This window comes from Agrobacterium sp. (assembly GCF_032092815.1).
GTDB lineage: Bacteria > Pseudomonadota > Alphaproteobacteria > Rhizobiales > Rhizobiaceae > Agrobacterium.
The window spans coordinates 3,708-11,365 of sequence record NZ_DAMDBP010000029.1; the positions used below are offsets into that span (position 1 = coordinate 3,708).

Annotated in this window: 9 protein-coding genes; 5 read left to right on the forward strand and 4 right to left on the reverse strand. The window is 56.8% G+C overall.

Annotated elements, in window-relative coordinates; all coding sequences use genetic code 11:
• The coding region (locus tag RT613_RS16225; protein ID WP_313616970.1) for a DUF1624 domain-containing protein at positions 1-858 on the forward strand (858 nt) is incomplete at its 5' end.
• A gap of 59 nt (positions 859-917) precedes the next feature.
• On the opposite strand, the gene RT613_RS16230 is transcribed toward RT613_RS16225, so the two are convergent.
• Positions 918-1,304, reverse strand: a complete 387-nt coding sequence (locus RT613_RS16230) for a MerR family DNA-binding transcriptional regulator (RefSeq protein WP_313616972.1) — start codon at positions 1,302-1,304, stop codon at positions 918-920.
• A 114-nt stretch (positions 1,305-1,418) separates the two neighbouring features.
• The gene (mgtE, locus tag RT613_RS16235) at positions 1,419-2,843 is read right to left on the reverse strand and encodes a magnesium transporter (RefSeq protein ID WP_313616973.1); all 1,425 of its coding nucleotides are present in this window, start codon (positions 2,841-2,843) and stop codon (positions 1,419-1,421) included.
• 338 nt (positions 2,844-3,181) lie between these two features.
• Here mgtE and RT613_RS16240 point away from each other — a divergent pair, with 338 nt between their 5' ends.
• The 3 genes from RT613_RS16240 to RT613_RS16250 are packed head-to-tail and all read left to right on the forward strand — an operon-like array spanning position 3,182 to position 6,343.
• Positions 3,182-5,494, forward strand: a complete 2,313-nt coding sequence (locus tag RT613_RS16240) for an FdhF/YdeP family oxidoreductase (RefSeq protein WP_313616975.1) — start codon at positions 3,182-3,184, stop codon at positions 5,492-5,494.
• Positions 5,494-5,835 carry a hypothetical protein gene (locus tag RT613_RS16245; protein ID WP_313616976.1) on the forward strand — a complete coding sequence of 114 codons (342 nt, stop codon included), beginning with the start codon at positions 5,494-5,496 and terminating at the stop codon, positions 5,833-5,835. Before RT613_RS16240 ends, RT613_RS16245 begins: the two co-directional genes overlap by 1 nt.
• A 1-nt stretch (position 5,836) precedes the next feature.
• Positions 5,837-6,343, forward strand: coding sequence for a peptide deformylase (locus RT613_RS16250; protein WP_313616978.1), 507 nt, complete (start codon positions 5,837-5,839; stop codon positions 6,341-6,343).
• A gap of 3 nt (positions 6,344-6,346) precedes the next feature.
• On the opposite strand, the gene RT613_RS16255 is transcribed toward RT613_RS16250, so the two are convergent.
• Positions 6,347-6,772 carry an OsmC family protein gene (locus RT613_RS16255; RefSeq protein ID WP_313616980.1) on the reverse strand — a complete coding sequence of 142 codons (426 nt, stop codon included), beginning with the start codon at positions 6,770-6,772 and terminating at the stop codon, positions 6,347-6,349.
• A 127-nt stretch (positions 6,773-6,899) separates the two neighbouring features.
• On the opposite strand from RT613_RS16255, the gene RT613_RS16260 reads away from it, so the two are divergent.
• On the forward strand, positions 6,900-7,067 hold the full coding sequence (locus RT613_RS16260) for a Thivi_2564 family membrane protein (RefSeq protein WP_313616981.1): 168 nt from the start codon (positions 6,900-6,902) through the stop codon (positions 7,065-7,067).
• 118 nt (positions 7,068-7,185) lie between these two features.
• Here RT613_RS16260 and RT613_RS16265 read toward each other — a convergent pair.
• Positions 7,186-7,658, reverse strand: a 473-nt coding sequence (locus RT613_RS16265; protein WP_313616983.1) for a LysE family translocator, incomplete at its 5' end; no start/stop codon positions are given.

Here is a 7,658-nt window from a genome sequence, read left to right on the forward strand (position 1 = left end):
TGGGATCTGGAGCTGTTCGGTTATCTCGAACCGGGCACCGCGACCCAAGGTCTCTGGAAGATCTATGCGCGCGGCATTGCCAGCAGCTTTCTGTTTCTGGCCGGTTTCAGCCTTTATCTTGCCCATTCCAGGGGCATAAACTGGCCATCCTTCCGCAAGCGTTTTGCCATGATTGCTGCTGCTGCCGTCGTGATCACGGTGGCAACAGCCATTGCCACGCCCGAGGGCATGATCTTTTTCGGCATATTGCACAATATCGCCGCAGCAAGCCTGATCGGCCTTTTGTTCCTGCGCCTTCCCATCATCGTCACGCTGATCGTTGCCGCAGCGGCACTTGCGGCACCGTTTTATCTGACGGCCGATATTTTCAGCACGCCATGGCTACTGTGGGTGGGGCTTTCGCCTGTTACCCCGCGCTCCAATGATTACGTGCCAATCCTGCCATGGCTGACGCCGTTTCTGCTCGGCCTCACCGCTGCAAAAATCGCCCTGCCCGCTGGCTGGCTTGATCGTTTTCGCACCCCAAGCCATCCGCGCAATCCTCTGGCACTAGCCGGCAAGCACAGCCTTGCCTTCTACCTGATCCACCAGCCCATTCTGGTTGGTCTCGTTTATCTCGCATCGCTGGTCGCACCGCCGCCACCGGTCGATATGGTCGAGGAGTTCAAGAAGAGCTGCGAACGAACCTGCGTCAGCGGCGGAAACAGTGTCGAAATGTGTCAGAGCTTCTGCGGCTGCACGTTGGAAAGACTTCAGGCCGAAAATATATTCGACAATATGATGGCCAGTAAACTGAGCCAGCCAGAGCAGGTTAAAATCGAAGAAATCTCGCTTCAATGCACACGACAAGTGCAGTGACGACAACAAAAAAGCCGCTGTAGAGACAGCGGCTTCACATTATCAGGTTGTTGAAACGGTCAGGTACCGACACCGATTTCCGCGAGGCGTGTCAGGCAGGCCTCTTCGACATTATCAAGTTCTGCCAGCGTTTCATCAATGTCCTTACGCTTCTGGCGCAGCTCATTGCGTTTCTCATCCACCTTTTTCATCAGCATCTCGAGCTGACCGGATTCGCCCGGCGGCTCCTTGTAGACCTGAATGATTTCGCGGATTTCGGCGATGGTGAAACCAATACGGCGGCCTCTGAGAATTTCCTGAATAAGCCTGCGGTCGGCCATCCTGAACAATCGCGTACGACCTCGCCGTTCTGGATGAATGAGCCCCTCGTCTTCGTAAAAGCGCAGCGTTCTTGTTGAAACGCCGAATTCCCGTGTAAGCTCTGTGATGCTATAATATTTATTCACTTGCCGATCCGCTTCATGTCAGGGAAGCAATTATATTGACCTTAACGTAAAAGTCAATTTTCCATTTCCCTGACAGCTCAGCCTACTGCCCCTGCGGATGGCAGAGCATCTGCCCTACCATATGCCGTACCACCAGGTCGCAAGACCGAGGAACGAGAAGAACCCGACAATATCGGTGACCGCCGTCACGAACACGGCCGATGACACCGCTGGGTCGGCGCCGAAACGGTCGAGCACGATGGGAATGAGAATGCCGGCCAGCGCTGCGGCAAACATGTTGATGATCATGGCGGTGGCCAGAATGCCGCCAATCGTGCCGTCATGGAACCATGCACCGGCAATCACCCCGATCGTACAGCCAAACAGCAGGCCATTGAGAATACCGACGCCGGCCTCACGGCCGATGATGCGCCGGGCATTGTGAATATCAAGGTTTTTGGTGGCAAGCGCGCGTACCGTCACCGTCATGGTTTGTGAGCCGGCATTGCCGCCCATGCCAGCCACGATCGGCATCAGAATGGCAAGCGCCACGATCTGTTCGATGGTTGCGTCAAACAGCCCGATCACCGATGCTGCCAGCGACGCTGTCAACAGGTTGACGGCAAGCCATGGCATACGTGAGCGCGAGGTGCTGGAGACGGAGTCCGACAGTTCTTCGTCACCGACACCACCCAGACGCAGCAAGTCTTCTTCCGCCTCTTCCTGAATAACGTCCACCACGTCGTCAATGGTCAGCACACCGACCAGACGACCGTTTTCATCGACAACAGCCGCCGACAAAAGGTCATACTGCTCGAAAAGCTGGGCCGCCTCTTCCTGGTCCATCTCGGCCGGAATTGGGTGGTTGGTGTCATGCATGATCGTTTCGATCTTCACCTGCCGCTTGGAACGCAGCAGCTTGTCGAGATCAAGCGCGCCAACCAGCTTGAAGGTCGGATCGATGACGAAAATCTGGGTGAAACTTTCGGGAAGCTCCTCTTCCTCGCGCATGTAGTCGATTGTCTGGCCAACCGTCCAGAACGGCGGCACGGCGACAAATTCGGTCTGCATGCGGCGACCGGCCGAGCTTTCCGGATAATCCAGCGCACGACGCAGCCGGACCCGTTCGGTAAACGGCAGCTTAGCGAGAATTTCTTCCCGGTCTTCGTGGTCAAGGTCTTCCAGAATGTAGACGGCGTCGTCCGAATCCAACTCACCGATACCGGCGGCAATCTGCTCGTTCGGCATCTGCTCGACAATGTCGAGACGGATCGCCTCATCGACCTCCGTCAAGGCGGTCATATCGAAGTCATCACCCAGCAGGCGCACCAGCGAATGGCGCTGTTCCGGCAGAATGGATTCGATCAGATCGCCCAGTTCGGACTCGTGCAGCCTTGCGACATTTTTACGCAGGAACAGCAGGTCGCGATCGGCGATCGCAGCACCAACCATGGTTAGGAAGTCGGAACGGATGGAACCGTCTTCCGAGTAGATATCTGAGGCTTTTGTGCTGGAATTCACATCCACAGGCTCGTGACGATTTTCGTCCAGATCGGTCATTGGCGCCCCCTGTATAACGTGAATGCCCCCGAATTTCGGGCTGGCTGGAGAATGGCTCTTAAAACCGTATTGTCAACAATCAGGCAAGATGGGTGCCAGGGAAAATTTGATCGGCAAGACAATATCATGCGGTCGCGAACTACCGCTTTAAACCGATTCCTGCGACGAAATCGCGACGCTGATGACCAACAGTTGAAATTCTCAGACGAAGATACAAGTTGACATATGGCTTATGTGGGGGAATCTGGGGAATACAACATGACATTGCAAATCAGGCAATGCGACCAGAAGGCGCAGGAATTGCGCTGAAGCATAAAAATTTTGGGAAAGACACGCTCATGGGCAAGATGGATTTCATCGGCAAAGCATCCTCATCCGCTGGTGGTTGGGGCGCATTGAAAAGTGTTGGCAAGCGACTGCTGGAATCTGGTGCACCAATCTCCGGTGCCCGCACATTGTTGAAAGCCAACCAGCCGGACGGCTTTGACTGCCCGGGCTGCGCATGGGGCGACCCGGAACACGGCTCCTCCTTCGAGTTCTGCGAAAACGGCGTGAAGGCCGTGGCATGGGAAGCTACTGAAAAGCGCGTTCCGCCAGACTTCTTCGCCAGCCATACCGTGACTGAACTGCGCGGCTGGAGCGACTATGATCTGGAACTTCAGGGCCGCCTGACCAACCCGATGCGTTATGACCGCGCCACCGACAAATATGTCGCCGTGTCGTGGGACGAAGCCTTCGCCGAAATCGGTTCGGTTCTGAAAAGCGTTCCGGATCCAAACCGCGCTGAATTCTACACGTCTGGCCGTGCATCCAACGAAGCTGCGTTCCTTTACCAGCTGATGGTGCGCCTCTACGGCACCAACAACTTCCCTGACTGCTCCAACATGTGCCACGAGGCCAGCGGCGTTGGCCTGAAAGCCTCCGTCGGCGTTGGCAAGGGCACTGTTCTCTTGGAAGACTTCGAGCATGCCGATGCGATTTTCTGCATTGGCCAGAACCCCGGCACCAACCACCCGCGCATGCTGGGCGACCTGCGCCGTGCAGCGCTGCGTGGCGCGCGCATCGTTGTTCTCAACCCAATCCGCGAAAAGGGCCTTGAGCGCTTTACCGACCCGCAGGACAAGGTTGAAATGATCACCGGTAGCAGTGCCAAGATTGCCACCAACTATTACCAGCCACGCCAGGGCGGTGACATGGCTGCCGTTCGCGGCATGAGCAAGGTCATCTTTGCAGCCGATGATGCCGCACGCGCTGCCGGTCAGCCTGCTATCATCGATTACGACTTCCTGAGCGAACATGCCGTGGAATTCGACGCCTATCGCGCAGCCGTCGACGCGACCAGCTGGGATGTCATCATCGACCAGTCCGGCCTGACCCGCGAGCAGATCGAGGAAGCCGCCAATATCTACATGACCTCGAACGCCGTCATCGCCACCTGGGCGATGGGTGTTACCCAGCACAAGCATTCGGTCATCACCATCCGCGAAATCACCAACTTCATGCTGCTGCGCGGCAATGTCGGTCGTCCCGGTGCTGGCCTTTGCCCGGTGCGTGGCCACTCGAACGTGCAGGGCGACCGCACCGTTGGTATCGACGAGAAGGCACCACCTGCCCTCATCGACGCGCTGGAGAAGGAACTGGGCGTCCCCATGCCACGTGACCGTGGCCACAACACCGTGGAAGCCATCAGCGCCATGCTGGACGGCAAGGCAGAAACCTTCATCGCGTTGGGCGGCAACTTCCTGCGTGCAACACCGGACAGCCCGCTGATCATCAAGGCGTTTGAAAAGCAGCGCCTGACGGTCAACATCGCCACCAAGCTCAACCACTCGCATCTGGTGCCGGGTCAGGTTTCCTACGTACTGCCATGCCTTGGCCGCACGGAAATTGACCGCAACTCCAAGGGCGTGTCGCAGATTGTCACGGTTGAAGACTCCATGAGCATGGTTCACGGCTCTGGCGGCATCAACAAGCCTGCCTCGCCTGAGCTGAAGTCGGAAGTGGCCATCGTTGCCGGCATTGCCGAAGCGACCCTTGGCAATGCCCACGTCAACTGGCGCGCCATGGCCGAGGATTACGACCTGATCCGCGACATGATCGAGCGCGTCATTCCGGGCTTCCACAACTACAATGAGCGCGTGCGCGTGCCGCGTGGTTTCCACCTGCGCAATGCCGCCGCCGAGCGCGAGTGGAACACACCGGCCAAGAAGGCAACCTTCTTTACCGGCGCGCTTCCAGAAAAGACCGAGCACCAGCAGGCGCTTGGCGAGCAAGGCGTGTTCGTGCTGCAGACATTCCGCAGCCACGACCAGTACAACACCACCATCTATGGCATGGATGACCGTTACCGCGGCGTCTATGGCGAACGCCAGGTGGTGTTCATGAACCCCAAGGACATGGAAAAGCTGGGTGCCAAGGCCAAGCAGCGTGTAGACGTGATTGGCGAATACGGCGATGGCATTGACCGTGTGGCTGAAAACTTCCGTCTGGTGCCATACAACATCCCGGAAGGCAGCATTGCCGGTTATTACCCTGAGCTGAACGTTCTTGTTCCGCTGCACAGCTATGGCGAAGGCAGCTTCACACCAACCTCCAAGTCGGTTCTCGTTTCCGTGCGCCTGCGCACCGACGCCGAGACCGAGGCCGCCTAATGTCGGATGAAGGTTCCGCCGAACGCTTCATGGCGATGGTGGACAAGATGATGGAAACGGCCCCGGATGGCGTTGACGCCACCGGGGCCGCTCTGCTTGCAGCCATTCATCTCGGCATTGGCGCAGACAGCCGCAGTCTTTCCAAAAAACTTGGCATTGCCCATGCGCTTGTCCTGCGTGAAATCACCGCGCTTTCCGGCACATATCTTACCGTCACCAAGCGCGATGACCGCACCCAACGAACCTTTGTGACCTTGTCACCATCCGGCGAAGAAATGACAACAACCGCATACGCCACCTCTGGCGCGTCCATGCAACCATCACCAGACAGCGGAGCCTAATGTGGCAATCAGGCCCATTCTTCCCTACCCGCATTCAGGTCTTGCCCAGACATGCCAGCCAGTGACCGTCTTTGACGAGCGGGTAAAAACCCTGTGCGCAGACCTTCTCGACACCATGCGTGCGGCGCCCGGCGTTGGCATCACCGCCGCCCATATCGGTGTGTTTGAGCGGGTGTTCGTGCTGGAACTGTCACCACAGGATGGGGTGAGAAATTATATCAACCCGGAACTGATCTCGGTGTCTGAAAAGACCTTGCGCCACACCGAAGGCAGCGTCTCGATGCCGGGCTACACCGACGAGGTGGAACGCCCCTCTTCCATTCGCCTGCGCTATCAGGACGTTGATGGTGTATTTCATGAAGAGGATGCGGAAGGCTTTCACGCCATCTGCATCCAGCATGAAATTGACCAGCTTGATGGCATGTTCTGGCTGCAGAGACTGTCGCGCCTCAAGAGAGATCGTCTGGTGCGCAAATGGCAAAAGGCCGCTCACGCACCAAAGGCATGAGTTTTACGCTTTAACCGTCAAGGTGAACTCGACCGAGCCGCGCAGCGTATTGCTGACGGTGCAGATATCTTCGGCCATATGGCCGATGGCCTGACGCTCCTCGTCATTAAAATCACCCTTGATATCAAGCGCGATGTGAAAGATCTCGATGCGCGACGGTTCGGTTTTGGCTTTTTCGCCGCTAACCTCAGCCGTCACATTCTCAAACCGGTCGAGAATGCCAAGCTTGCTGGCCGCAATACGGGCGCTCAGCACCATGCAGGCCGCCAGCGATGAGTACAGGAGATCAATCGGGTTGAAACCGGCATCGGACGCACTGGTCGTAACGTCAAGCCTGCCACCGGTTGGCGTTACCAGTGTTGGCTGACCCATGCGTGCCAGAGCGGCAGTTGCCCCTGTGGGCCTGGTTTTCACTTTCACCTGGGTCATTTCACATTCTCCGCATCCGATAGGATTTTTTTCAATTGTATTGTCCGCAATGGAACCAATGTGGTGATGAACGCATTTCATTGGCAACGGTCAAGAACCGTTGGAAAAATTAAAGGAGCTGGGACCAATGGTTACTTCTACTCTCATCAGCATTCTGATTACATTTCTGGTCATTGTGCTCATTCTCTGGCTGATCGCTCGCCTGCCACTTGGAGGCGGTGCCAAGCAGATCGCACAGGTTATCGTTATCATCATCGGTATTATTTCGCTGCTGAAATACCTCGCCGTATTCTGATAACGCCCGACCTCCTCCGGGCTTAGCCCTGGAAACGAAAAGCACAGACGACACTCCTGGCGTCTGTGCTTTTTGCATTTTGGTCCACATCTACGCGCTAGGTCATCTACGCGTTAAGTCATGCGCCAGCCGCCCGCTTCCAGCCCATCGTCAGCAAACCCGCACCAATCAACAGGCTACCGCCTGTTCTGTTGACCACCTTCTGCACGGACGGTTTGCGAATGGTGTTGCGCGCAGCCGATGCCAACAGCCCGTAAAGAGCGGCATTGATGGTGGCGAGCACCAGGAAAGTCACTTCAAAAATCACCATCTGCGGCAACCACGGCTGGGTTGGCACCAGAAATTGCGGCAGGAATGCCACGAAAAACACGATGCTTTTCGGGTTCAGCGCCGTCACCACATAGGTGTGCAGGAAGATGCGCAACGGCCGTTCCCTGCCCGTTACATCAGCATCGCTCGACTGCGCACCCAATACCGGCGCACGCCACAACTTTATGCCGAGATAGATCAGATAGGCAGCGCCCACCCATTTCAGCACCGTAAACAACGAAGCCGAGGTGGCAAGCAGAGCGCCCAGCCCCAGCATCGAGG

Excerpts from the sequence above, each read along its gene's own strand:
- mgtE (WP_313616973.1), bottom strand. The coding sequence starts at position 2,843 with ATGACCGATCTGGACGAAAATCGTCACGAGCCTGTGGATGTGAATTCC.
- RT613_RS16240 (WP_313616975.1), top strand. The coding sequence starts at position 3,182 with ATGGGCAAGATGGATTTCATCGGCAAAGCATCCTCATCCGCTGGTGGT.
- RT613_RS16245 (WP_313616976.1), top strand. The coding sequence starts at position 5,494 with ATGTCGGATGAAGGTTCCGCCGAACGCTTCATGGCGATGGTGGACAAG.
- RT613_RS16255 (WP_313616980.1), bottom strand. The coding sequence starts at position 6,772 with ATGACCCAGGTGAAAGTGAAAACCAGGCCCACAGGGGCAACTGCCGCT.
- RT613_RS16260 (WP_313616981.1), top strand. The coding sequence starts at position 6,900 with ATGGTTACTTCTACTCTCATCAGCATTCTGATTACATTTCTGGTCATT.